The following is a 25807-nucleotide window of genomic DNA, read 5'->3' as shown; positions in this document are numbered from 1 at the left end:
GGTGTTACCTTGACTATATCTAATATGAATTTTTCACCAACAAATGGGCTAAGAGATCCGGCCTATGCTCCTACAGATCCGGCCAATGAAGCGGTGCTCCGGGGTGTAATTCAAGGAATACCAGATCAAATAAGGGATTTTATAAATGATGTTTTGCTTTTAACGTTACATTCCACAGTTTTAGGCTCAAGTGGTTCAGAGGAAATTGCGAGCCCTACAATACCAGGAATTGCAGGAAATACAGTCTATACTCAAATCGCAAATTTATTGTCTATTGCACAGGCTGCACAGGCAGGGACAATTTTGCCGGGAACAGTTACAGATACAATGCTCAGTAATATAGCTGGGCAAATAAAAGATACCTTAATATTGCATTTAGCGGATAAGGCAACATCAAGTCATTTGGCACACGTTCAGCCCGATGGAACTACTATCACTGCTGATGCAAATGGTGTAATAACTTCAAAAAAACCAGTGGCAGCCAAATTATATGCTTATAGAAATATAGGGGGTGCTTTATAATGGCAAAAACATTTGATATTCCTTATCCTCAAGTCCCGCAAATCGGGAAAGTAACATTAACAACAGCGGACGCAAGCCTAACGGCTCCTACCACAGCAGGACAGGTACTTATGACCGGAGGCGCCGAGGGAACAAGAATGGATGGAATTAAGGTTAGGGCTTTAGGGACAAACGTTCAAACTGTTTTAAGAGTATTTTTCAATGACGGCCTTGGAACTGCCGCCGCCAATTTTTCTTTAGTTTATGAAGTAAAACTTTCTGCTTCGACGGCTTCGGCTACAGATGTTTCCCAGGCATCCGATGTAATTTTATTACCGATAAATTACGATGGTGCTGGAAGTGGGGTTCTGCCGCCAGTACTTAAAGCCGGGCAAAAAATATATGTTAGCCTTGGTACTACTGTCGCTGCCGGATATGCAATAACAGGCATGGGTGGGGATTATTAAAATGGGAAGAAATTTTGACGTAGGCTTTGTAAGACCTTTATCGGATAAAAAAGGCGGTAATTTATTTGATTTTGAGAAGGGTACCTATGTTGTTAATTACCAAGGATATGCACCGGCTGTAGGTTCTGAATCCCTAGTTTATTCTGTCACAGGCAAAGGCATTCTTTATTGTATCGGTGCTTTTGGGGCAGGAAGTGACACAAGATGGAGATTTGTAATTGATGGGGTTCAATATAAAAGCTTAGATAGCACTAAGATTCTGTTTAATGGTTTAGTAAGGTTCAATTCATCATTTCAAGTTTATGCCCAAAACCCCACAAGCACCTATTCATTAGATTTAGGCTGGACCTTATTACTTGACTGAAGGATGGTTTGAAAAATGGATATTAAAAAATTATCCCCGCAAGTGACAATATTAAGTGGAACTTTGACCGGCTCTTTGGTTGAGTTCTTGTCGGTAACTGGTGAAGGCTTTCTGTCTAATATTATCGTGAACCCTTCCACGAACCCCTATATACAAATTCTTATTGATGGAACGCAAATTCTGTATGGGTGTTCTGGGAACTGGGCAAACAGTCCAGGGGGTATTAACCTTCAAATGAATAAGCCTTTTAAAAAATCGCTACAGGTTTTGTTTAGTTACCAGCAATCTTCCCAAAACACTATCAATGGCTTAATAGCTTATGGATTGAAATAAAGGAGGGAGTATTTTGTTTATACAGAAGGGTGAGCCGATTTATTTAAAAAAGGAAATTAGCACCCAGGTGCAAACGGCTATTATCGAAGAGTATGTTGGCTACAGCAAAAAAATTTCCATTTCCGCTAATGGCGCAGTCGTCTCTTTTCAATGGCAAAAATTTAATTTAGAGGCAGGCCTTTATGAAGATGATTCGTTGAATAATAACCAAATTAGCGTTGATGTAGGGGGTATAATGGAAACCTTAACTCCTGATGGTGGGATTGCACATATCGAGGTGGTAACAGAAGAGCCGTCCGTCGAAGTTAAAACGGTTAATCAAGGTGTGGAAAACGAGGTGATAGTCGTTGCTGCAGCCTAAAAAGATCATGGTGCCAAAAAGTGAAAAAACATTGAGAGAACAGCGCATAAATGAACGTAAGCAAAGTGTAAAAGCAAACTTGACCGTGAAAGATGTTATAGAATATTTGAATGACACGAATGACAGATTAAGCGATATTTACGATATGCTTAAAAAATTAACCTCATAATGGAGTCAAGACGATATAGCCAACCCCGAATAGGGGTATTTTTATTACTTCGAAAGGGGTGATCAAATTTGACCTACTACGCTACAAAAATAGACTATGACAAAGCAATACAGTCTAATCCATATGCAGACGTACAACTTTACAACTCCGGCACTCAAATGAAAGCCGGAGATTATTATTTAGGCAATGCAACCGGCGTAAACCTAAACGGTGCAACTGCCTTAACCGGGAAAGACAGGAACGAAACCAACGTTTTGTTTAACCAGCAATCTAATAATGATACTCTCAGAGCTCTTCTCAACTCATCCCAAAAAGACAACTCTGATCAGATTTCCCAGATGTATGAACAGCAGAAACAGGCTGAATTGGCGCAGCTGAAACAGGCAATTGCAACGAATAAAGCCAGTCAGCAAAACATCATTAGTAATGCACCGTCCCAGTACCAGCCTTTAAGAGATCAGGCCAGTTACAACGGATACAAAAACCTTGGCACGCTCCGAGAAATGCTCGCCAATAACGGCCAGCAGGGAGGCGTAAACCGTACCGAGGAAACGCAGGTTAATACGGCCACGCAGAACGACATCAATACTTTAAATGCTCAACAGCAGCAGGTAATTGATCAGGCAAATAAAGCTATAGCCGATCTGGAAGCCAGCGGAAGCCTCCAGGAAGCTCAGATCGTTGCCCAGAATGCAGCGGAGAAGCTCCAGGCATTGACGGCTGAATCAAATCGTATTCAGGAGGCCAATTATCAACGGTTAAAAGATGCGATCTCCAATGCGCAGTATCAGCAGAGCTTCAATTATCAAGCCGACCAGGACAGCAAAAATTATGGCTTGCAATTGGCGCAGTTACTTGGGATGTATAATGGCCAGCCGACACAAGCGGCAAAAGAAGCGTCGCAGAATCTGGCTTTGAATTATGCCCAGCTGGCAGCAGCAAAGAGTAGCTCTGGGAGTTCGGGAACAAGCCTGACCCAAACACAGAAATCAAATAACGCTACGGCAAGCGCACTTTCAGAACTTCAGGCTGCGGTCGATGCCGGTTATTCGAGAGCACAAATCCAGTCTCAGATCCAGCAGAACATGTCTAGCCTCGTCGCTGGCGGCGTGAATATGACAACCATTAACAATTGGCTTGAAGGCATACAAACGAGTGATGAGCAACAGGCAGCGGCAACAGCTACGAACCAAAAAGCATGGGATGAATCTTCACCTTTGTATAAATTAACCCATGGAACGATGTTTGGTGGACTATTTGGAAATTAGGAGATGATATTTTGGGTTACTTCAATTTTGGTAATGAAAAGAATAATGATACCGTATCATCTTCGAGCTCAAGCGGGAAGTATTTTAATTTTGAGCAGCCGAAAAAAGTGAAAGTAGCTGAGCCTGCTAAAAAAGTGACTTCGGTCAAAGCGTCTACCCAAACAAAACAGACCGAGGTAAAGGACCAATCCAGCACGCTGCCTTTTGTCCCGAATACAACTCTGACACAGTATAATCCAACCTTCGGCGATAAGTTAAGAAACCTTTTTATTCCCCGTAGAAGAATAGGCACGGACTCCTTATATTTACCGGTGATTGATGAAATCAGAAATAGTGATGTCATTCAGTCTTTTGGAAGTGCGGCCGCCGGTCAATCATCTGAGTCAAACTCAATCATAGGACTTGGGTTAAATGCATTTGCCAATAAGATTGCAGACGTTTCTTACAAAAAAGCAGAAGAAAAAGGTCAGTTGCCTTATGGCAGGCCAAAAGAACCAGAAGCATATGTACCGCAAACTACCGCAGGGAAAATAGCCGGAATAGCAGGATCTTTTGCCGGTGATGTGCCATTAATGGGGTTAAATATTGGTAGCAATTTATTAAAAGCTAAGACAGTATTAAATCCTGTTATAAGAGAGGGAATATCACAAGGAATTACCGGTGGTATACTTGGTACGGCGCAGGGTGTTTTAAGTGGGGAATCGGCGCAGGATGTTGCAAAACAGGCAGGGGCAGGAATGCTACTTGGCGGTGCTGGAGGGCTGCTCTTTGGAAAGTTAGGCAACATGGCCGCAAATAAAGCTGAAAAATCTTTCGCAAATTCTCAAATAGCATTGGATGATATTAAAAACGCCTATAAGAATGCAATCGTGTCTAAGGTTGATCAGCCCAAGGTTCCAAAAGTTGACAGCGTATATAAATCGCAATACAATAATATTGACGATATTAAAGGTCAAATATCCAAATATTATGATGGCGTTAACGCCGATCGGGAGATGATTGACAATGCCACGCAAGCAATCACAGACCTCAAAAAAACCGAAGATTTACACGCCGGAGGAAATCAAGCCGGAAACACCCTTAACAACCTGCGGGGGAATTCAGAAGCCATACAAAGTCAAAAACCCTTCAAAACAGTAGGTAAGGCTTTCTCCAATGATCTTATTAACACAGGAAAAGTAAACTTGGCCGGGAATAAGTTTAATGATGTAAAAGATTTGGCAACGTTATCCCAGGTTTACCGAGATCCGAGGTTTGAGACATTCAGAATAGTATATACGAATAATGGCACTGTTGTAGGCACTGAAGCGATATCTTCAAGAATGCCCGGCAGTGCTGCTGTTTTTGTTGGTGACAAAGAAGGCTTTGTTAAGTATTTGAAAAACAAAATGGGACGAGTTAAAGCAGATGGCTATTATCTGTTGCATAACCATCCCGGAAAAACGGTTAAACCTTCCCAAGCAGACATCAATGCGACCAGCTATTACGCAAACACTGTACCGGGTTTTAAAGGTCACATCATAATTAACTCAAATAAATATACAGAGATGTACCCCGTAGTTAATAATGGACAAATAGCTTTATCGGGTAACGAAGATGTGCCGTTAACTCTGGGAAAAGATATCCTATACAATCCTTCTGTGCCGCATCCGCTCCTAGGGACAGCGATTAACAGTTCGGATACATTGGCAAAGGTCGCAAAACAGGTGCAGTTAGACAAGAATATGTCTACTGCTTTTTTTGTTGATTCCCAGAACAATATTCGCGGCATAATGGAAATCAACAATGGAATGATCAAAAACACTGCAGATAATAATTTCAGAAACTTCCTAAGAAACCAGGCTATTGAGCATGGTGGAAGAAACGTTATTCTGATAGGCGATAGCAGTGTTAAACAGCAAATTAGTGATTTAGTTAAATCCGGGGATTTGCTGGATGCTGTTGTCTCTGGTGAATCAGGATCATTAAGAGATTCGGTATTCCAAAACGCTCAGCCTAATACCTGGATGGGGAAGAGTGAAGCAGCCGGGAAACTACTCCGGCCACCGAAACCTTTTGAGACTCAGCAGGGATATCAGCAAGTAGGCCCAGGGGTAGCAAGTATAAAGACTATCACTCCTGTAGCTCCAAAACAGATACCATTTGCGCTAACCCCTCAAGCCGTGGAACAGACTGCAGCGAGTTTATTGCCGGAGTTAAAAATAACCAGTAAATTCAATCGGGCAACTCAGATACCAATTTGGGAAGCACGGCCAACAGGGCGGCTTACACAAAAGAATATGGCTCTTCTGAAACCGGAGATGCAGAGACTTGGCGGGTTCTATTCAAAAACGAATAGAGCTTTTGTCTTTGACAATGATCCGACTGAAGAATTGAAAAAACTTACAGACGTCGCGCAGAAAGAAACCCCGATTGAGGAAAGACTACTTGCGAATTCTGATAACTGGAAAGATAAGTCGATGCTTTCTTACAACCGGGAAACCCTGGAGCGGAACCTTGAGGATATCGCTGGTGCCGATGCTCCGGAATTGATTAAAACCTATGTTGAACCACGACAAAAGAGTGTGGCTGACATGACGCGGTTCTTAAACACAGAGCGCAGCGATTTAAAACAGCTTAACATCAAACCAAGGAGCAAGGACAGCCAATTACTCATGGAGTTTGGGGAAAATCGAATTTCACTGGAAGAGCTGAAAAACCAAACAGCTAATTGGGAGAATATCATCAAGGCAAATACGGTGCTTAGAGAAAAATACAATAAGTATCTTGAGATGGCGAATGAAGTCTTAGAGAGGAACGGTTATGATCCGATTCCTAAAAGAGATGATTACTTTATGCATTTCCAGGAGATATCCGATAAGCTTGATATGTTTGGGATTCCAAATAACAAGCTCCCAACAGATATTAACGGGCTCACCGCCGACTTCACACCGGGTAAAAGCTTCTTTGCATCTGCTCTTCGCAGAACCGGCAATGAAACATCCCTGGACGCCATGGCCGGTATTGATAAGTATCTTGACGGTATAAGCAAAGTCATCTATCTAACGGATGATATCCAGCGTCTCAGAGGCTTAGAAAGCGCGATAAGGAAGAAGTACGGTGAGGGGAGTAGGCAGCTTAGCAATTTTGTAGTAAACCTCAGGGAGTACACCAACAACCTAGCCGGTAAAAAATCCTTGTCTGATAGGGGTATGGAATCGGATATTGGTAGAGGTGTATACCGCGCGGCGGAAGTCTTAAAACGGCAAGTTGGGGCCAATGCAATCGGCTTTAATGTCTCGTCTGCTTTGACAAACTTTATTCCCTTAACGCAGAGTCTGGCAACAACAAATAAGCAGGCCTTTGTAAAAGGGATGATGGAAACCCTGGGCAGCGTGTTCAAAAATGATGGATTCATCGACAGATCAGATTTCCTAACTCGACGTTTTGGAAGCGATCCGTTATCTGTAAAGCTGTGGACAACCAGAAATGACTTAAAGGTTCCTGCGAAAGTCCTGGGGAATGTCGGGGCCGGATATGGGAAAGCTCGTGATGCGGGATTCTGGATATTCGGAGTAGTCGATAAATTCGTCGCACAAACCATTGTCCGGGGGAAATACAATGAGCTTATTGAAAAAGGGCTTTCTCCTGAAGCTGCACTAAAACAGGCTGATAACTGGGGAGTAAGACTCATGGCCGATAGGTCAATAGGAGCACAAGCAAACATCTTTAATAAAAAGGGCTTAATGGGTGCAATTACCCAGTTCCAAACTGAGGTAAATAACCAGCTGTCCTTTATCTTTAAGGATATCCCCAGGAGTGCAGAATCAAAAGCAGCTGCAGCCTCAGCGATTGCCCAGGTATTCTTATTTGGGTATCTATTTAATAATCTGTATGCTCAAGCGGTGGGCAGGAGACCGGCGTTTGATCCGATAGGGGTAGTTCTGCAGGCGTATGAGGACTATAACAATCCAGAGGTAACGGATCAGGAAGCTAATAAGAAATTGATAGAGAACGTGGCTAACCAACTTCCCTTCGCATCTATGGTAACTTCTCAAGGAGGAAGAATTCCCCTCACAGAATCTTTACCAAACCCCATCAATGCTTTTAGTGGAACGACCAATTCTGAAAAGGAATTATCTAAAATACCTAAACTCATTTTGCCGACAGGGGCTGGGCAGATCAAGAAAACGATAGAGGGAATGGAAATATTCCAAAATAGCATTGTTCCCGGAAAATATAAGGATTCTGCCGAAGGAGAACAGTTAGTATACCCAGTCGAAGATTCACCTGGTAATAAGCTAAGAGCAGCGTTGTTTGGCCAGTATTCATTCCCAGAAGCGCGAGAGTATTATGATAACACCCGCACACCGTTGACACCAAAACAAACGCAAGTAGTAGAAACTATGGCTCAGAGGGGAGTAGATCCGCAGGCTGTCTATAATCAAATTCAGCTTCTCAAACCATTGAAAAAGAAGTCTGAAGAAATAAAGAGTATTAACTCAAATGCAGACTTAACCTTCCAGCAAAAGCAGCTTTTTAAAAATTTGCTATACAAGAAAGAGTAGCTGTCATATAATGGTTTTGAGGTGGGGGAGATGTTTGGTTCAGATCCTGAAGCTGCTGGCGGTGGCTTAATTGCTTTACTTGTTGTTGGAGCGTATATATTATATTCTCTTGCAAATGATCACGTTGTGCATGACAAAATATCTAACATATACAATAGGATAATAAAGAAACAGCCATTCTAAAATAAAAGCGGGGGTTAAACACCCTCGCTTACATCTTCTTCATATTCTTCTCTGGATTTCTTCTTGATTTTGTAAGAATGAACCCTTTCTATAATGGTAAAGCCAATTACAAAAGCTATTAAGTTTATCAAATTAGAATCTAATAAAAGAATAAGTATCAACGCTATTCCTATTCCGAAGCAGTATAGGGCGAGTGTTTTCTTTTTAAATCTCTTTGCAATTATGAAGCTAAAGAAATAAATTATCGCTGAACCAATGAAATCACCAAAAAAAACCCCTAAAAAAGTTCCTATATAAGCGCCTATACTCAACTTAATTCCTCCCACAAAATATCTATTTCATAAACTTCTAATTTCATATTACCAACGATGGCAGGAAATTACAATCCTGTCTTTTTTCACGCCAGGCGATGGCGTTATTTTTTATACATAAAAAAGGAGGGCGAGAATCATTGGGAAAAGAGTATAGTTTCAGTGCGATCGTGGCCGCGGTCGGAACATTCATAAGTTATTGGCTGGGAGGGTGGGATGTAGCTCTGCAGGTACTCATCGCATTTATGATCATTGATTACATCACAGGGTTCCTGGGAGCAGTAAAAACCAAAAAGGTAAATAGCGAAATTATGTTCTGGGGCGGGATCAGGAAAGGGATCATAATTGTGGTCATTGCGATCGCAGTCATGTTGGATCAGCTGATAGGTAATAAAGAGCCGATTTTCCGGATGCTGGCTCTTTATTTTTATATTGCCCGGGAGGGATTATCAATTGTTGAGAACTTCGGAATCTTGGGGGTGCCGTTTCCGGAAAAAATTAAGAAGGTTCTAGTCCAGCTACAGGAGAAAGGAGAGTGATTACATTGCCAAGGATAACAATCAATCCTGGACACGGAAAGAAAAACAACGGTACATTAGATCCCGGAGCCATCGGAGCTGGAGGCCTGAAGGAATATATTCAGGCTGACCAGGTTGGAGTAATACTCAAGGATCTTTTTCTGGCCGCAGGTTGGGAAGTGCAATATCTACAGGATGGAGACCTTTGGGATGTCAGTGAGGGTTCTGATGCCTGGGGAGCCGATTATTTTATTTCTGTGCATTGCAATGCCGTTGCTGACCGATCCGCGCATGGTATAGAAACATGCTATCAGGCCGCTGGAGGTATGGCCGAAAAAATCGCCAAATCTGTACAGGCTGAGCTGGTGGCCGCAACCGGCCTAACAGATCGTGGGGCAGAAATAAAAAACTTACATGCTACCAGAGAAACAAACGCCCCTGCGATTTTGGTTGAAGCAGGCTTTATTTCTAATCCAGCAGAAGAAAATCTGATGAATCAAAGTAGCTTCGATAATCTGGTTGCAAAGGGAATCTATGAAGGATTTACAAAGGCCACTGGTTACTATAAAGAAAGTAAGGGAGAAAAGACCATGAAAAATCTTATTTTATGTAACCCTGGTCCCGATGAGCGGGCTGCCGGGTACCTGGCCGATCATTTTAATGCGCCGGTAGATAATCTCAGTTCTGTTGCTGCTGATACCTTGGCTGCAGCGCAAAACGTATATATCGTTGGCAGTGCGACCAAACCAACTGCAAATGCTGTATGTATCGCCGGTGCTGATCGATTCGATACATGCCGGAAAGTATTAGATATTTGTCAGGGGAGGTAGGATATCATGAAAAACATCCAGACCCGCAAAACCATTGCGCTGGCCATGACGGCAGCGTATATTTTATTTACTGGGTATTGCCTGGTTACAGGTAAGAACATACCAGTAGAATTTACGGCCATAGTAGGACCGGTGATTGGCTACTATTTCGGAAAAAGCACGGCACTTGAGATGCCGGAACAGAAGTAAGTTGAATAAGCCCCGAGGGAGTCAGTCCTTCGGGGCTTTTTTTTTATAATTGGGATACCCTTCCAAAGCAGGCAAGATTTACAGCTTTACTTAGATTAACAACAAAGGTATGTTAAATACATATAATTGATGTTATAAAAACTAAAAAACACCTTTTTCTTTAGGTGTTCATTTTTTTAAAAGGAATATTGATTCTACAGAACGATTAAGTTTCTTTGCGATTTTAAGTGCTGTTTCTAGGCTTGGTTGTTTTTCTTGTCTCTCGTATGAATTGTACTGCTGCTGGGAGATGTCTAAAATCATGGCCATTTCCGTTTGACTATCAATCATTAGCTCATGACGGATCTCCCTGAGACGGTTTTTTACCACTCCATCACATCCGCCCCAATACATATTTTTTTAATAATTATACAGGATATCCCACCCAATTGAACATCTTAACTGTCGAAAAAAATGTCACTCATCAAGGCGAAAATCTACATAATTTTGTCGCTAGCCTAAAGAAAAAGGTGTAGAATGCTAGTCATCGGTAGTACTATCAGAAAAAAAAAGGGAGGATCAGGGCTTATCGAGAAAAGAAGTCGCTAACATAGCAGATATAAGCTACGGCCATTACAAAAATATTGAGAACGGGTATTCGAAACCTAGCGCTAGGACATTATTAAGGATTTGTGTAGCATTGAATACCAATTTTAACGAAATACTTACCGAAAAACCTGGCTTATAGATTTTAGAGCCCTTCTTAATACATAAAGAGGAGGATGAAAATTGGCTAGAATCGATATAGTCGAACTAGTAAACACTACTCATCGGAGATTAGAAAACAATTTAATGGCTATGCAGGCAAGAACAGTAAGAATGGAAGAGACCTCTGACCTTCATATCCTAATGGATGAAGTGGAAGGATTAAATGAAGCTATAAAAGTGATGACGTGTGATCTAAACGAAATTTTAAAGATTAAGGGTTTGTACTGATTATAAAACGCCTAGTGAAAACTAGGCATTTATTATATTATTTACTTCTGCAATTACTTCTGCAACCCAGTAAAAAAATCGTAGTTTATCATAGGTTATGATAAGACTATAAAATCGTGAAAGCCGCTTAAAATCTATGTTTTAGAATCAGTTAGTATACGTCAGGATACCCGACAAAGCACTCGTAATGAGCAGGTCGTCGGTTCAATTCCGACCATCGGCTCCATAAGAAACATAGACACCGCAAGGGTTTGCGGTGTTTTTGCTTTTTATGATTCGTATAAAATATTGGATTTTTAATGCTTACTACTGCAATTTTACTGCAATTGAGATTTAATTTGTCTTTTTTTCCTAAGATGCATGTCAATTTTATTGGCTGATTGTTTCTTTATTTCTTGAGTCACATGGGTATAAATGTTTGTCGTTCGAATATCGGTATGTCCGAGGATTTCTTGTATAATCCTTATATCTTCTCCATCTTCCAGGAGTCTGGTAGCAAATGTATGGCGCAAGGCATAGAGCTTTACGGGTGGTATTTTACACTTTACCAGACATGCTTGAAAAGAACGGTAGAAGTTTCTATATTCTACGTGGCCGCCAATTGGTGTTGCAAAGACATAATCCTGATCAATATACTTATCTCCGGCGATAAGTTTTTCTTTAACCTGGCTGATTCTATGAGCCCTGAGAGCAGCAGCAAGTCTCTTTGCCAAAGCTAATGTTCTTTTACTTTTTTGAGTTTTTGCTTCCTGGGTGATAACTTTTGTTTTGGTAGCTGCATTAGGTTCATCGTTTAAGACCCTGGTGAGTGTTTCTTCTATAGAAATAGTTTTTTCTTTGAGGTTAAGGTTAGACCATTTAAGGGCAAGTACTTCCCCTGGTCGAAGCCCAGATCCTATTGAAAGCAGGTAACCGGCATAATAACGATATTTCTTGATTTCTTCCAAGAAAATATCCATTTGGTCGTTTGAAAGGATTTTAGTCTCCTGAATTTCCTTATGTGGCCTGTCTGTCTCATCGGAAGGGTTCCAAGAGATAAGCTTGTTTCTTCTGGCATCCACCAAACACTTATGGAGTATGGCATGAATTTTAATTATTGAGCTTGATGATATTGTTCCTTCTTTACCATCAAGTCTAGGCTCAGTTTTTAATTCATTATAGAATTGCTGAATGTGGTAAGGTTCAAGTTTTGAAAGTCTAATTTCACCGAGTTTAGGAATGATTCGATTCCTGATAAAAGTCTCATATCCTCGCCATGTACTGGGTCTGTTTTTTTTCTTAGAATATTGCTCGGACCAGATTTTTATCCAGTCTTTCATAAGCATATTCGAAGGATCAATAAACAACCCTTTATTGACTTCAGTAAGGATTTCGGCTATTTTCCCTGATACTTCTTTTCTGGTCTTGCCATAGATGGTTTTACGTTTTGGTTTACCGTCTGAATTTCGGCCAATGGTAACCTGTCCGGAATATGTACCGTCCTTGCGTTTGTAAATAGATCCTTCATTGTTTCCCCTGCGTCTTGCCAAATATCCCACCTCCGAAAAAAGTATGAATCCGAATGAATAATAAAGCAATTGTGTAATATGTTAGCACATATTTACAAATATTGGTATTAGCAGATACATAAGATCTCATTATTGGTAAAAATCAGGAGGAAAAACAGGAAGTTTGTGGAATTTAGAAAATAATAATTAATCTTATTAGAATACGTGGCTCAATTTTGTCTATAATGCGAAGGCGTTATTGATTTAGGAGGTTTGTCAGTTGGAATCTCAAACATATTCTATTTATGTTGATAAACGCCCAATAAACACAGCATTTTTAATAAATCCGCTAATTGAAGATCTTGAGAGTATTTGTAAGATTGTAAATCGTAATATTTCTATGTGGGGTGGTAGATATAACCCTATTATTTTTACAGACGGTAAAGATATTGAGAATCATTGGTGGACCTTTTTGTATGATGTTGATCCTGACATAATCAAGTCATTTGTTGTTATTGAAGATAGTCTTTTAAATAAGATTGAAGAGAAATTATCACCTTTGTTAATAGAAGTACCATTAAGGATTGATGAATCTAAAATCCTTAATGTTAACAGCAATTATGATGGGATAGCAATTTATCCAACATTAAAAAACGTAGTAAAAGTATCAAATTCTTTTCGTTTTAAACCCTCATTTGTATATTTTGATGTAACAAATATTGAAGATGATTTACTGAAAGCATTTATTACGGTCAACTTTGGGACTTATCCAAAAAATGAACTGATGAATAACTTTTTTAAAGAGAATAATATTGAAGAATACGTTATTACTGATAGAAATAGTTTTGACGACGCTCTTATTAAGGTAAGTACTTTTGAGAAAAAGGTCTATCCTATACAAGTATGTACCCTTCCCAATTACTTTGATGATACTGAATATGATAAATCTGGAGAAGTATTTACAGTTATTATAGGAAATAAGTTAGATGAAGTGGTTTATTCATGGAACAGAATATTCTCAATTCCTCAATGGAAACGGATTGACTTAAATCATATTTGGATTCCACTTGAACTTTTAAATTACTCTTCTACAAAAGATGCAATCGGTAAATGGATAAGTAATATGCATTCACTAAATGGAAAACATGAGAATGAAATAACTTTTGTAAGTTTTAGTATAAGCGAAGATGAACTTAAAGATATTACTAGAGATTTATTGAATAGCAAATACATTATGGTCAACTATGAAACATCAAATGAACTTAGAAAGACAAATTTTAGGAAAAAGATTGTCCCCAATATATCTGAGGATATGGATTTATATAGAGGTATCGGGAATAAAGAACAAATAGTTCTTAAAAATCCAGATCCTGGGAGTGAATATTTTCGACATGGGTATTGGATGTCAGATATATATATTAACCATATAAACAATCATAGAGATAATTTATGGTGGCAACTACCTTCAAAAAATGTTTTGGCTCACAATATTTTTCATAAACCTTCACGGATTAAGAAAGACGGATTTTTTTCAGTTTTATCTAATCAGGCAAATCCTAATCTTAAAATCAGTTTATATGATGATGCGTCAATTATTAGAATGCTATTATGGAGACAGAATTCCCCATACTTTACGGCTGATCCAAGAACAAAGTTATTCTCTATGAAACGCCCCAAATTTCAAGAATCTGATAAGGGAAGGTATTTAACAGGATTCTCAGATTTATTTGGTGGGTTATTTAATGCATATTTTTATCTAAAAGAAAGATATTGGAGACGTATATTTGATCAACTTTGCTATAGAAACCCGGAAAAGGTTAAAATTAATGAAAGTACTATATTATCTAAAATACAGAAAAAGCTCGATAAATATGGATTTAAGGACCCTGATTGGTGGGTAAGTCAAATTTATCAATATGCAAAAGAATTATCAATTAATTCCAAAGAGCAGCCCTTTGATTTATTTGAAAATATAGCACAAGAAGAGTTGAAAGAATATAACTCGAAAAATAATGATGAAGTTGAATATCATAGAGAAGAATTAGAGGAAGAGTTATCAGAACTTATAGCTCTCGATATTGTAAAAATAGGTCTTAGGCAGCATTGTACACTATGTGGTATGGCTAATTGGTTTAATATTGATGAAGCTAGACAAAATTTGCAATGTTCAGGTTGTGGAAATGCTTTTACGATTAAACCTCAATCAAAATGGTATTATAAGCTAAATAGTTTAATACAATCAGGTTGTTCAGAGCATGGCCTTATTCCTGTTATTCTAACATTAGGGCAATTACAATCTGATAGTAGAACATCTTTTTTCTTTTGTAATAGCTTAGAAATACTTTTAGAAGAAGATGAGACTTCCCTTGGAGATATTGATATTATTTGTATACAAGATGGAAAACTAATAATCGGAGAAGTTAAACAATCTATTAAACATTTCAATAAAACAGAATTTGCAAAAATGGCAACAATGGCCAAAAAACTAAAACCAGATGTTGTAATATTCTCCTCACTTGACAACAAGCCTAATCAATTTGTAATTGAGAATATTAAAGATCTCAGTAAAGAATTATCAGATTATTACATTGAAGTAAGGTGGTATCCTTTTCATCAATTCATATTTGAAGCAAGTCCTCTATAAATTGATTTATTATTTAAATGAATGAAACTAAGTAATAGAAATATTTTGGTACCTTCAGGATCCAACATATACTGATTAGGCTAATAATTCGAAGTTTCAAGATCATCGTTTTTGCGCAGTTGAAGGATCAATGGAGCTGTTGTATTAATTCATAGCGTTATAGGAGGAGGGTATGACTAAAAAAGATAGTCTAACAACTGTTGGTTTGGGTAACAACAGTATCTCCTACACAATTAGCCACCCACCCGCTGCAACTATAGTATTTATATCTGATTTGCATTTCGATTACACCGAAGAAGAATATATGCCGAATGATGCTGATAAACGGCAAGAAGAATTTATTGACTATGTAAAAGAACACTACACAAATTGTATATTGTGTTTGGCAGGCGATTTCTATGATAACTATAAAAAAACGCTATCATTCATACAAAAAATTGAGGAAAACAAAATTGCCGGATTCTTTGTCTTAGGAAACCATGACTATTGGAACGATGGAACGAAGAGTTATGATGATATCATAAGACTATTTGATGACCAAACACAAAATAACAATTATATTCACTTGCTTATAACTGGAAAGAAGTACTACGTCGATGATATATGCGTTATTGGGGATACCGGCTGGACGAGCTTCAGACGTAAAAATCAAGGAGTTTCATTAAAGCAATTTAGGTGCTTTCCGGATGCTAAAAATGTAAAGGATTTTGACCCAAAAAAAATACGCCAGAGTCATGAGACTTGGGTTACATACGCTAATGAAATCTTGTCATTTGAAAAAAAGGTAATTATAATCACCCATTTTCCAATGGTGGATTTTACCGAAGGGTCTCGGGATTGTTGGTGGAGTTCGCAAACAACATTAACAAAGCAGGATAACTATTGGGCTATTTTTGGGCATAAACACGATTCTTCTCTGAGGGAGAATAATCACATTTCTTCACAACGGGGCTATGAAAATTATAGTAGTAAATATTTGGAGCTCACGGGAAAAAAACAATACTCGTCTCAATCATTTGGCACGTTGGAAAAAGTCAATGATAACGGAGAATTAATAATTTCAAACAAAGAAGGGTTATTTGCGTTTTATTCACCGTTAATAATTTCAGCCGCAACAGCAGATGTTTCATTAATAACAGGCATAAAAAAACGAGGATTTAAAAGATGTGCAGCTAACAAAGTAAATTTTTCCGCATTGGCGACTTCTCCTGAGGAGTATCTAGAAAGAGTAAAGCACTTTATTTCAGGCTACTTAAGAAATACGTATATTGATTATACGTATTTAGGTTACATAAGCAAAAGGACTATTGATGCAGTTTTTTCTGCTATTTCAATTATGGAAAAAGGAGATTTTACTAACCCGAGGGAATTTATTACTGCTGCAGTGGTAACTGGATTTGTTTACAACCGCAAGCCCGAACTTATTGAGCACATGCGACCAGTTGATGATTATGATGTTTTGCGTTTCTATCTTATGTTCTTGACAATGAAAGAATATAACATTGGGATTGATTTTATCAATTCGGTACGAAAACATAGGAAGAACTATATTACTTTTGGTAATGTTGATATTTATATACCATCGGTAAATGAATGTTCACTATCGATTGAAGAAGTAATGATACAGCTAAAGAAAACGCCTTTGTTACCTGGGAATGTTTAATAAGATAATGTTGTCCTACTTACTCAACTTTATAAAATACATATACCTGTTAGGCTAATAATGGGAAGTTGGCGCTGCCATGTATTATGGCTATACTATCAAGCACATTAGTTTTTATCAATAAAAAATTATATAAATAGGGGATATATACATGAAGAGAATGTATGATCGGATATTGCCACAAATTGTCTCCGAATTCAAAATAGCTAACGAAAACAATATTGAACTGCTTAAACAGATTAGTACAGGATTTTCCGGCGCAGAAATATATGTTATTGAACTCAAGTCTCCATCTAACCGCACGGGCAAGTATTATTTGAAAATTGATGAAAAGGACGAAGAATTCCAAAATACGGATATATCCGAGCAGTTTCCTTGCGCAGTAAAATACATAGATACAGCCACAATTGATGGGCTTTATGTACTGCTTATTGAAATAGCCGGCGGTAGCAGTGTAGAATACAAGTCTTTTTTTGCTTCGGAGGTATCCACAAAAAAAAGTATGATATCCGATATCATCCAAAGCATGCTTGGTTACTCACTCAGCAGGGACATTTTTCATCCAGTCAAAATGCCGCTTTCTGAAATTTGCAACAAGGTGCTTACCAACAAGGCGTCCAAAAATAGCGCCATTAAGGACTTTTTGGAACACTATCTTTCAAATCCCGAGACTCCATTAATTATCTCATGGAGTGATGTCCTACCCAATGCCTTTTATTTTGCAAGACATGTATCTGGCTTGTCAGGATTCTATTACCTGTACGCTGCTGTCCACGGCGACTTTCATGGTGATAATGTATTTCTTGCTCAAAGCGGTAAGGACTATGCGGTGATAGACTGGGCTTTGGCCAGGGAAGACGGTTTTTTATTTTTTGACAGCGCCTATTTTGAACTGAGCCTGTTACTCCGTTCTCTCGAAAGTTACTCTCTCAAAGACTGGGTCGAGAATATAAAAAATATATGTGAAGAAAAATGGGACAAATTAAACTTTACGGACGCCGTCATCATAGAAGCCATCCACAAAACCGAAAACAATTGGATTAACACTGTAAACGACGCTTCTTTCAGCCATGTTGATAAAATGAAATACAGCCGGTATATTGCCCGAATGCTCGCCGGTTTGAATTTCTCCGGAAAAAGGAAAATTGACAGTTCTAAGAAAGAAAAGGCTTTTTTATTCAGTTGCATATTTCTAAAAAAACTATTTGCTACAGCACAATATGAGGATTGGCAGACTCGAGAAATAGAGCGTTGGAATACTATTGCTTTGGGTAGCCGCCCTGATACGAGAACAGTAACGAAGCTGGCACAACATTGTACCCAATTCTCAGAACAATATCAGTACATATTGATTAGCGGCAGTAATCCTGTCTCATCTGATTTGACAAATGAATACTTGGCCAGAATTCCATGGAGGGGTATCATATCTCTGTCCAACAAGGTAAATGAAGTACTTTACACCAAGATAAGCGAGGTAAAGCAGCTTCGAAATTTGCTGTTAAACCAAAAGAGCTCAGATATGGAGAACAATATCCAGCACAGTGCAGTTTGGTGGATGTTTGCTGACGGCTTTGAAAGTGACCCCTCCACTCTCACTGATAAGTTTGCCCAATGGAGAAATAAATATAGCGGTTTCCTTCAGAATGCCATCTCAAAAATCTGCTCTTTTGCGTCTCCGCAGGATTTGATGTTAATTATCGATTGTGGCAGCTTTGCAAAAGATAAAGAGTGGGATAAGGTGCAACAGATACTGGAATGGTTTGATCAGAATGAAAGCGCAGACATAGGGGCTTCGTTACTTACTTTAGATCCGGAAAAGGGATTTGAAGAGGAAAGGTTAGCAAATATAACGCTAAGACCTTTCAATATGAATATGGAGTATCTCGCATATTATGCCTCCACCTATTTGAGCGGCGGCAGTAAAACCGGAATCTGGTTGCCACACATTGAGAAAAAAATTGGAGTCCAACTTGAGGAAGCGGACGTAAAATACATTACATCATATCTCGAGATCATCGGTGACCATTTGTTGAATAGCAGCGCGGACATTCAGTCGAGACGGGCCTTTTATTGGGGAGAGTCCATCACTTGGGATGCTATAGACAGCAAAATCCTGGTCGATAGGCCTGAAGTGCAAGATTATGTTAAAAAAATCAAAAAGAAAATTGAGAATGAAAAATGGGGCCTTATTAATTTAGGCCACACTCCAGGCGCAGGTGCCACAGTTCTGGGCAAATCTATTTGCTGGCAATTGCGTAAGGACTATCCGACTGTACAAATACGCCAGATAGGCAACGATCTGTTTGAGAGCTTCAAAAGAATTGCGAATCATACTGGTAGTCCGATAATTATCTTAGCAGACGGAGATTTTACACGCGGCGAGATTAACACGATTGAGACCGCATTGAAAGCTAATTTGGTTAAATTCATTATCCTCTATACCTATCGTGTCTATGGAGGAAAGAATGGTGATTCCAGCGATATATTAACCTGTCTTGACATACCCCTCGCCGAAAACTTTGAATTCCGCTATATTGAGGAAATGCGGCTGAAAGGAGCCTATTCTAATGAACAGCTTGAAGCAAGAAAAGAACAACTGCGCAATTTAACACGAAATGTTAACTTGACCGAATTTCGTTTGCCATTTTTCTACGGTATGTATACGTTTGAGGAAGACTTTGTTAGCATGTCGGAATACACAAATCAAATTATCAGTTTTATGAAGCAGAAACCTGAATATCAAAAAATTGTAAGTTACATCGCAATTATCACTTACTTTACTTCAAAAAACGGTTTAAGCCACAAGGTTGCAAAAAAGATTTTAAGCATGTCAACAGCTTCAATAAGAAAATTATTGAGCGAATTCGACAGCCATGTGTCAAACTTTATATATGTAACCGGCAATACATACCGTATTTGCCATCCGATAATTGCATTTAAAATACTGACCACCCAGTTTGGAACAGGTAATTCTTCTCTCTCCACATTACAATTTTCCAACATCTGCAAAGACTTTATCAAAGATATCCGCAAAATGGAAGGAGGCGTTCTCCCTTCCGAATATGCTAACAAATTGATTGCAGATATCTTTGTAACCCGTGGATTTGTAGACAGCACGGATAGTTCTGCGGAGGAGTCCAAGGACGCGTTTAAGAAGAGAAGTTTTGCACCAATTATCCTTTCAATCGGCAACGAAAATCTGCAAAAAGAAGTCTTTGCCTGCCTGGTTGAACAGTTTCCTGACAACCCGCACTGCTTCCAGCATTATGGCAGATTGTTAATCTCCAATACGCCTTCAGATATTGTAACAGCAAAACAGCAGTTCGACAAAGCGATTAAGTTGGACGGCAAAAACCCGTTTCATTACCATGCCCGTGGTACTATGTATCAAAAACACTGTAGGTATCTGTTAGACTCCAAATTATATGACACCATGGATCCGATGGATGTCTACAACGGGTGTAAAACAACTGTGGAACTTGCTTTGACCGACTTCGAAAAGGCTGTAGACCTTGCTCGACGGGATACTCAGGATAGTCAAACTGGTATGACTTATCTTCTCCCATACCCCTACAGTTCTATATTATATATTTGTACGCTAATTATCCGCACCATAATGGATAAGTACGGGCTAAAGTATGATATAAAGCAATTTTGGGAAATGAAGACAGATGTGACGCGTTGGTGTTGCAAATTGCTGGCAATGGCGAATAAATATGATTTTGAAACTGAAAATGTGCACCCAGAAGTAAGTGGTGATGATTTTTACCGTGTGGCAAAAAATAATTTGATGAAAATAAAACTCGACCCAGTGAAAATCCAAAAACTTATTGAACTTAACCCAGATGAGAATTCGTTCAAAATAGTCTATCTTAGCAGCGTAGACACACACAGGGAGGCCATGAGGAAAAAAAGTCAGATAGAGCTGTCAACCATTCAGAACTATTGTGAGGTGATTATTACTACATCAGAACCGGACGGCGGGATCATTTGGAAATGGTTTAATGCATATATTCGAATGGGGAACTTTAACTACACGCATGCACTCGGATTTCTTGAAACACTGTCTAATACTGAAGACAATATTACTGTAAATTTCCTGCTGCAAATTATCTATTTTTGTAAATTTCTCAAAACAGATAACCGGGATGATGCGGATAGGGCTTTGAAATACCAGGTGCGCTGTAAAGAACTCGGCCGGAATAATCCGCACAGAAGATCTGCAAGATGTTTTTTAACAGATTCAGGGATTGTGCCATTGACCACCGAAAAAGAAACCGCTGCCAAATTTTCTTGTACAATTTTGGAAGAGGTGACAAAGGAACAGAGCGCCGAGATGTCTCTCGATATGGATACAAGGTTCAAAGTGTTTTTTGTGCCGTATCATAACAAGGTTATAAAAGTGGGACAAAGTTTTAGCCAAAAGGTAAATGCAACTATAGGTTTCAGCTACAGTGGCCTTCGTGGTTTTGAGTTGGAGTCGCGATAGTTTGAGAAGTTGCTGTCGATTATGCATTGCGGTTATCTTGCCAGTATGGTTTTAGTGTTTTTGTTAATCGTATATTAGTAAATAGACAACTTCCTATTATCCATAATTTATATATTAGGGAGGACTATTCATGGATAAATTGATAAAACTATTGGCCCCTTTCGGTGTTATGGGAATAGTATTCATAGTAGCACTTACTTCAGCAATGGCGGCAGGGCTTGCAGGAGCGGCTGCATTTACCGCTGCAATGGCAGCTCTCGGTCCCGGTGGCATGATAGGGGGAGTGATAACACTTGGAGTTGTTGGAATTGTTGCCAAATTAGCTGTAGATTATGGCTATGATGGTATTGCTATTGTAGTTGTGAAAGAACAGTTAAAAACTAAGTCCAAAGATATACTTTGGAGTGAAATTTCTAAAAAAAAGTTTGTTTCCAAAGATTTAAAACTAAAAATTAAAGATTACATCGACAGGGCATAAGCATATAAAATGACGTAGATTCCAATCTGAGACTCGAAATCAAAAACAATGATTTTGAATCATATTATGAGCATACTGGGCAGTTGATTTGATTTTATAAGCTGCCCATTATCCATATTTGTCCCATTGCGCAATTGAAATGGAGGATTATTTTGTCTGCAGAAGAACTGTTTTTTAGCGCTCTTTCATCTGTAATCGGGGTAGAGATTGATAGGTCTAGTCCCAGGCTCGTATATGCAGATAGCTACAGGAATACTAACATGGAACCAAGTATAATAGAACTACTATCTGAGCTGAGGACTGCACTAGGCACAACAAATGACTTTAGTAATTGCCATTTACCTGTTGACGGCTTAATTCGCAACCATAAGAAATTAGGTACAAGAGTGGTTGAATTTGATGAATTTCAACATCTTACTTCGCAAAGAAAAATAGCTATTACTATAGCAAAAGCCCATTGTTCGTTATCTTTTCATGAGCGGTACTTGTCATATTGTGAAGACCCTGAAGTGATTGCTGAAGTCAATAGGGTTACTACGCGAAGCGGATTCCATAGGTCAGTTGCTGGATTCAGATATGAAGGAGGTCGAATGAGCCAGCGCGCCTATTTTGACACGCTGAAAGACTATGTACATCTTTCGGGAGCTGGGCAGGGCTTTAACCCTATTATTCGATTCGCTGTTCGCGATTTTGATGTGATGACCACTGCTGCTTTTATAAATTTGGATGCCAGCTTTATTCAAGAGCGAATTAACTACATGCTAAAAAACCTTGCTGATTGAAATTTTATCCATTAGGTTTAGGATATACTGAGTTTGAGAGAATTTTAAAATGCCCATTATTCATATCAATTATTCCAAAATTTCAATGTGAGGTATTGAGATGAAGATTGAAATAGGCGAGTCTTTAGTCCTTTCGTGGCTTAAGCACATTAAGGAATGCCAGCTTGTACAAACAAACTGGAAAGCATCATATAAGTGGGAACTAAAAAATCGAGACACAATTGAGCAATTAATGAAAAGATCTAACGAGTTGTTTTCTCAAAAGTATGGATACGATATATATAAGGGAAATAGGTCGATAGATCAATTAATTGGCCAGGCTGAAATTGATGTAATTGGTATTTGCTTTGAGGAAACTCAAAATCAGATATATGCCATTGATGTTGCATTTCATGAGGCTGGCTTAAATTACGGTTCGAAAAATGAAACTGTAACAAGAGTCATCAAGAAATGCTTGCGATCAGCGATGTGTATACATGGTTATTTTGGCATTGAAACCGGAACCATAATTTTCACATCTCCAAAAATAAATCCTGCAGTGGAGCAGGATTTGACGAACTGTTTAGATGATATTAGCCTTGTTTTAAAAGATACGGGGTTAAATTATAAGATACGCATTATTGGTAATGATGACTTTTCGGAGAAAATACTTGAACCGGTTTTAAATGTACTTGGGGATGTGGCTGATACATCTGAACTATTTATGCGTAGCTTGCAGATGTACAATATGTTCGCAGGGAAAAAACCGAAGCAAACGACGACGCAAAGGACAACCAATATGAGGAAAGTATCACCTGAGTTTGATGTGATTAAATCGCAAGGAATAGATGGCCTAGAAGAAATGAAAATTGGAGTTATTGTCAGAACAGTTCTTAGGAAGCTCCTCGAAGATGGTATGGTTTTAAAAGAGGAAATTGAGAAAATGCAAACCAAGGAATACTCTAAGGAAACCTTTGATTTACAGTACCCACTTCTACAGAAGGCAGCATTAACTCAGGGAAAAAGTCCAGTAAGATATTATTCAGCACCACTCAAAATATACGGGGAAGACTATTTCCTCTGCTCTGAGTGGTTTGAAGTTCCAGCTAACAATGATCGGCCATATTTAATGAAATGGTTGGCCTTGCGTAAATGATCTGAGACGCTAAAGACGAGAGATTATATCGAAGCCGGAGGCGATATTATGCCACTTGAAATAATTCGTAACGATATAACAAAAGTTCACGTAGATGCCATTGTCAACGCGGCAAATTCATCCCTGCTGGGCGGCGGGGGTGTTGATGGAGCAATTCATCGTACGGCAGGGCCTGAGCTGCTTGCTGAATGCCGTACTCTTGGCGGCTGCGAAGTCGGGCAGGCAAAACTAACGAAAGGATACAATCTGCCTGCGAGGTACGTGATTCATACCGTAGGACCAATTTGGCATGGCGGCAAAAACAATGAAGAAAAGATGCTTGCCGACTGTTATAGAAATTCGCTTTTACTGGCAAAAGATTATCAGTTTGAGAGCATAGCTTTTCCCCTTATCTCATCGGGAGCATTTGGCTATCCCAAGGATTTGGCCATAAAAACTGCGATTGCAGTTATTGGTGATTTCTTGTTAAAAAACGAAATGACGGTTTACCTGGTGGTTTTCGACAAGACAGCTTTCATGCTGTCCGAAAAACTATTTTCATCCATCACGCAGTACATTGACGATAAATACATAGAAGAGCATCCGGATGATCGGGACAATAGACTCGAAGAAAGGCAAATATTAAGAGAATTATATATCGAAGAACCATTGTTTTCGTCAATGGATGCCCCGATTACAGCAGAAAAGAGTAAGCGAAGCCTTGTCGATATTGTAAGTCAATTGGACGAAACTTTCTCACAAATGTTATTACGCTTGATTGGTGAAAAAGGACTGACGGACGCAGAAACATATAAGAAAGCAAATATAGATCGTAAGCTTTTTTCAAAAATTCGAAACGACATTAATTATAAACCAAGCAAGTCTACAGCAATTGCTTTTGCCATAGCATTGAATTTAAGCCTCGATGAAACCAAAGATATATTGCTAAAGGCCGGTTTCGCCCTTTCGAACAGCAGTAAATTCGATATCATTATCCAGTACTTTATCGAAGAACAAAATTATAATATTTTTGAAATTAATGAAGTCTTGTTTGCTTTTGACCAAATCTTGTTAGGAGTATAAGTATGCATATTCATTATTTCCAGCGTTATCATAGTAAAGAGAATGTTGATACAGCCAACGCTATGTTATTACTCTCACGCCTATATTCATATTCTTCAACCAAGTTTTTTACTTTTCTCGGAAAAATATTACCTGAAAATGCCGAAGTTGAGCTTATGTTTAACTTACAGGAAAAGAGTAAAGACAGCATCCCTGACGCAACCATAACACAGTCCAGCTTTAAAGTCGTAATTGAAACGAAGTTGCATGGGGATTTTGGATTAGAACAGTTAGCAAACCATCTGCAATCATTCAAAGGTGAAGATTATAAGGTCCTGCTAACTTTGGATCCAAGTCAATTAAATCCTCATACTAAGGAAATGCTGGATCAAAAAGTAAGAACACATAATTTAGAAAAAAACAGTAATGTTATTCATCGCCATATTACATTTGAGGAGCTAGTAATCGTTGTCATGGAAGTAATCGATGAACGCGATTATGAGATGTTGGACGTTTTGGAAGATTATAAAGAATATTGTTATACCAGCGGACTAATACCAAATGATTGGAAACGTATGCGTGTACAGCTTGCCGGGACAACATTAGCAATCAACAAAAAACTAAACCTATACTACGACAGCATCGGACGCGGTTTTTCAGGTCATGATTATCTGGGTCTTTACAGTCAGAAGGCCGTTAGGGCAATCGGGAAAATTTCTGCAATTGTAACAGCATTGCCAAACAATGATAGTCTGGAAATTAAGGTTGAAAAAGGCAAGCTGACAGAAGATATGATAGCGCGTATCTTGGAAGCTATAGAAGATTCAAAGCAATACGGTTATTCTTTATCCAGAGAGGTAGCTCGTTATTTTTTTGTAGAAAAATTCTATGATACTTTTTATGAGAAAGAAACACCTTATGCACCGATGGGCAGCAGAATGTTTGATTTAACGGAAGTTTTGGGTATTGAGAAACTCCCTAAAACAACTGAAATCGCTGAGTTGCTGCGCGATAAGAAGTGGTAAATTTGTCGCTTGCCATGCGACCATGCTGAAGAATAGAAATGCTATCC

General features: G+C 38.9%; 23 protein-coding genes. 20 read left to right on the top strand and 3 right to left on the bottom strand.

The annotated features are described in order from the left end of the window. Window positions 1–9: 9 nt before the first annotated feature. The 8 genes from A7D23_RS02365 to A7D23_RS15940 all read left to right on the top strand — a co-directional run bounded on the left by A7D23_RS02365 (window position 10) and on the right by A7D23_RS15940 (window position 8193). Window positions 10–522 (top strand): hypothetical protein, encoded by a 513-nt coding sequence (locus A7D23_RS02365; protein ID WP_068883100.1) that lies wholly within the window; start codon window positions 10–12, stop codon window positions 520–522. After that, window positions 522–968 (top strand): hypothetical protein, encoded by a 447-nt coding sequence (locus A7D23_RS02360; protein WP_068883098.1) that lies wholly within the window; start codon window positions 522–524, stop codon window positions 966–968. The genes A7D23_RS02365 and A7D23_RS02360 overlap by 1 nt, the downstream gene beginning before the upstream one ends. Window position 969: 1 nt before the next feature. Next, a complete protein-coding gene (locus tag A7D23_RS02355; protein WP_068883097.1) occupies window positions 970–1332 on the top strand; it encodes a hypothetical protein in 363 nt (120 codons plus the stop codon). A gap of 15 nt (window positions 1333–1347) precedes the next feature. Beyond that, window positions 1348–1665, top strand: coding sequence for a hypothetical protein (locus A7D23_RS02350; RefSeq protein ID WP_068883095.1), 318 nt, complete (start codon window positions 1348–1350; stop codon window positions 1663–1665). Window positions 1666–1678: 13 nt separating this feature from the next. Then, complete coding sequence (locus tag A7D23_RS02345) at window positions 1679–2026, top strand: hypothetical protein (protein WP_068883093.1); 348 nt, start codon at window positions 1679–1681, stop codon at window positions 2024–2026. A gap of 237 nt (window positions 2027–2263) precedes the next feature. Next, window positions 2264–3463, top strand: a complete 1200-nt coding sequence (locus A7D23_RS02335; protein ID WP_068883090.1) for a hypothetical protein — start codon at window positions 2264–2266, stop codon at window positions 3461–3463. Between the two features lie 311 nt (window positions 3464–3774). After that, window positions 3775–8010, top strand: a complete 4236-nt coding sequence (locus A7D23_RS02330) for a hypothetical protein (protein WP_207644962.1) — start codon at window positions 3775–3777, stop codon at window positions 8008–8010. 30 nt (window positions 8011–8040) lie between these two features. Then, entirely contained in the window at window positions 8041–8193 is a 153-nt protein-coding gene (locus tag A7D23_RS15940; protein ID WP_176714384.1) for a hypothetical protein, read from the top strand. 14 nt (window positions 8194–8207) lie between these two features. Here the strand turns inward: A7D23_RS15940 and A7D23_RS02325 are convergent, their stop codons facing one another. Then, entirely contained in the window at window positions 8208–8504 is a 297-nt protein-coding gene (locus A7D23_RS02325) for a hypothetical protein (RefSeq protein ID WP_068883086.1), read from the bottom strand. 140 nt (window positions 8505–8644) lie between these two features. On the opposite strand from A7D23_RS02325, the gene A7D23_RS02320 reads away from it, so the two are divergent. From A7D23_RS02320 to A7D23_RS02310, 3 genes are read left to right on the top strand one after another with little or no spacing between them, the layout of a single operon-like run. Then, window positions 8645–9043: a phage holin family protein gene (locus A7D23_RS02320; protein ID WP_083221853.1), complete on the top strand. Its 399-nt coding sequence runs from the start codon at window positions 8645–8647 to the stop codon at window positions 9041–9043. Then, on the top strand, window positions 9040–9852 hold the full coding sequence (locus A7D23_RS02315; protein WP_068883082.1) for an N-acetylmuramoyl-L-alanine amidase: 813 nt from the start codon (window positions 9040–9042) through the stop codon (window positions 9850–9852). The genes A7D23_RS02320 and A7D23_RS02315 overlap by 4 nt, the downstream gene beginning before the upstream one ends. Window positions 9853–9858: 6 nt before the next feature. Then, entirely contained in the window at window positions 9859–10041 is a 183-nt protein-coding gene (locus tag A7D23_RS02310; RefSeq protein ID WP_068883080.1) for a hypothetical protein, read from the top strand. 168 nt (window positions 10042–10209) lie between these two features. Here A7D23_RS02310 and A7D23_RS02305 read toward each other — a convergent pair whose 3' ends face one another. Continuing rightward, window positions 10210–10410 (bottom strand): helix-turn-helix domain-containing protein, encoded by a 201-nt coding sequence (locus A7D23_RS02305; protein WP_242871487.1) that lies wholly within the window; start codon window positions 10408–10410, stop codon window positions 10210–10212. A gap of 399 nt (window positions 10411–10809) precedes the next feature. Here A7D23_RS02305 and A7D23_RS02300 point away from each other — a divergent pair, with 399 nt between their 5' ends. Next, window positions 10810–11016 carry a hypothetical protein gene (locus A7D23_RS02300; protein WP_068883076.1) on the top strand — a complete coding sequence of 69 codons (207 nt, stop codon included), beginning with the start codon at window positions 10810–10812 and terminating at the stop codon, window positions 11014–11016. Between the two features lie 317 nt (window positions 11017–11333). On the opposite strand, the gene A7D23_RS02295 is transcribed toward A7D23_RS02300, so the two are convergent. Continuing rightward, window positions 11334–12545, bottom strand: a complete 1212-nt coding sequence (locus tag A7D23_RS02295; protein ID WP_068883074.1) for a site-specific integrase — start codon at window positions 12543–12545, stop codon at window positions 11334–11336. A 238-nt stretch (window positions 12546–12783) separates the two neighbouring features. Here A7D23_RS02295 and A7D23_RS02290 point away from each other — a divergent pair, with 238 nt between their 5' ends. The 8 genes from A7D23_RS02290 (at window position 12784) to A7D23_RS02255 (ending at window position 25760) form a co-directional block, all read left to right on the top strand. Further along, a complete protein-coding gene (locus A7D23_RS02290; RefSeq protein WP_068883072.1) occupies window positions 12784–15147 on the top strand; it encodes a hypothetical protein in 2364 nt (787 codons plus the stop codon). A 172-nt stretch (window positions 15148–15319) separates the two neighbouring features. Further along, window positions 15320–16810: a metallophosphoesterase gene (locus tag A7D23_RS02285; protein WP_068883070.1), complete on the top strand. Its 1491-nt coding sequence runs from the start codon at window positions 15320–15322 to the stop codon at window positions 16808–16810. Window positions 16811–17453: 643 nt separating this feature from the next. Continuing rightward, the gene (locus A7D23_RS02280; protein WP_141690624.1) at window positions 17454–21299 is read left to right on the top strand and encodes a hypothetical protein; all 3846 of its coding nucleotides are present in this window, start codon (window positions 17454–17456) and stop codon (window positions 21297–21299) included. 130 nt (window positions 21300–21429) lie between these two features. Then, complete coding sequence (locus A7D23_RS02275; protein ID WP_068883066.1) at window positions 21430–21777, top strand: hypothetical protein; 348 nt, start codon at window positions 21430–21432, stop codon at window positions 21775–21777. A 152-nt stretch (window positions 21778–21929) separates the two neighbouring features. Continuing rightward, complete coding sequence (locus A7D23_RS02270; protein WP_068883064.1) at window positions 21930–22559, top strand: hypothetical protein; 630 nt, start codon at window positions 21930–21932, stop codon at window positions 22557–22559. Between the two features lie 100 nt (window positions 22560–22659). Further along, on the top strand, window positions 22660–23694 hold the full coding sequence (locus A7D23_RS02265; RefSeq protein ID WP_068883062.1) for a hypothetical protein: 1035 nt from the start codon (window positions 22660–22662) through the stop codon (window positions 23692–23694). Between the two features lie 48 nt (window positions 23695–23742). Beyond that, entirely contained in the window at window positions 23743–24756 is a 1014-nt protein-coding gene (locus A7D23_RS02260; RefSeq protein WP_068883060.1) for an O-acetyl-ADP-ribose deacetylase, read from the top strand. A 2-nt stretch (window positions 24757–24758) separates the two neighbouring features. Then, window positions 24759–25760 carry a hypothetical protein gene (locus A7D23_RS02255; protein WP_068883058.1) on the top strand — a complete coding sequence of 334 codons (1002 nt, stop codon included), beginning with the start codon at window positions 24759–24761 and terminating at the stop codon, window positions 25758–25760. Window positions 25761–25807 lie beyond the last annotated feature (47 nt).

The sequence above is a fragment of the Dehalobacter sp. TeCB1 genome (assembly GCF_001707455.1).
Taxonomy (GTDB): domain Bacteria; phylum Bacillota; class Desulfitobacteriia; order Desulfitobacteriales; family Syntrophobotulaceae; genus Dehalobacter; species Dehalobacter restrictus.
Note: the sequence above shows the minus strand (reverse complement) of the source record. Positions and strands in the feature narration are given on the sequence as shown.

What these genes read in the sequence shown, in the direction of transcription:
- A7D23_RS02360 (WP_068883098.1), top strand. Translation starts at nt 522, where the DNA reads ATGGCAAAAACATTTGATATTCCTTATCCTCAAGTCCCGCAAATCGGG.
- A7D23_RS02355 (WP_068883097.1), top strand. Translation starts at nt 970, where the DNA reads ATGGGAAGAAATTTTGACGTAGGCTTTGTAAGACCTTTATCGGATAAA.
- A7D23_RS02350 (WP_068883095.1), top strand. Translation starts at nt 1,348, where the DNA reads ATGGATATTAAAAAATTATCCCCGCAAGTGACAATATTAAGTGGAACT.
- A7D23_RS15940 (WP_176714384.1), top strand. Translation starts at nt 8,041, where the DNA reads ATGTTTGGTTCAGATCCTGAAGCTGCTGGCGGTGGCTTAATTGCTTTA.
- A7D23_RS02310 (WP_068883080.1), top strand. Translation starts at nt 9,859, where the DNA reads ATGAAAAACATCCAGACCCGCAAAACCATTGCGCTGGCCATGACGGCA.
- A7D23_RS02285 (WP_068883070.1), top strand. Translation starts at nt 15,320, where the DNA reads ATGACTAAAAAAGATAGTCTAACAACTGTTGGTTTGGGTAACAACAGT.
- A7D23_RS02275 (WP_068883066.1), top strand. Translation starts at nt 21,430, where the DNA reads ATGGATAAATTGATAAAACTATTGGCCCCTTTCGGTGTTATGGGAATA.
- A7D23_RS02265 (WP_068883062.1), top strand. Translation starts at nt 22,660, where the DNA reads ATGAAGATTGAAATAGGCGAGTCTTTAGTCCTTTCGTGGCTTAAGCAC.
- A7D23_RS02260 (WP_068883060.1), top strand. Translation starts at nt 23,743, where the DNA reads ATGCCACTTGAAATAATTCGTAACGATATAACAAAAGTTCACGTAGAT.
- A7D23_RS02255 (WP_068883058.1), top strand. Translation starts at nt 24,759, where the DNA reads ATGCATATTCATTATTTCCAGCGTTATCATAGTAAAGAGAATGTTGAT.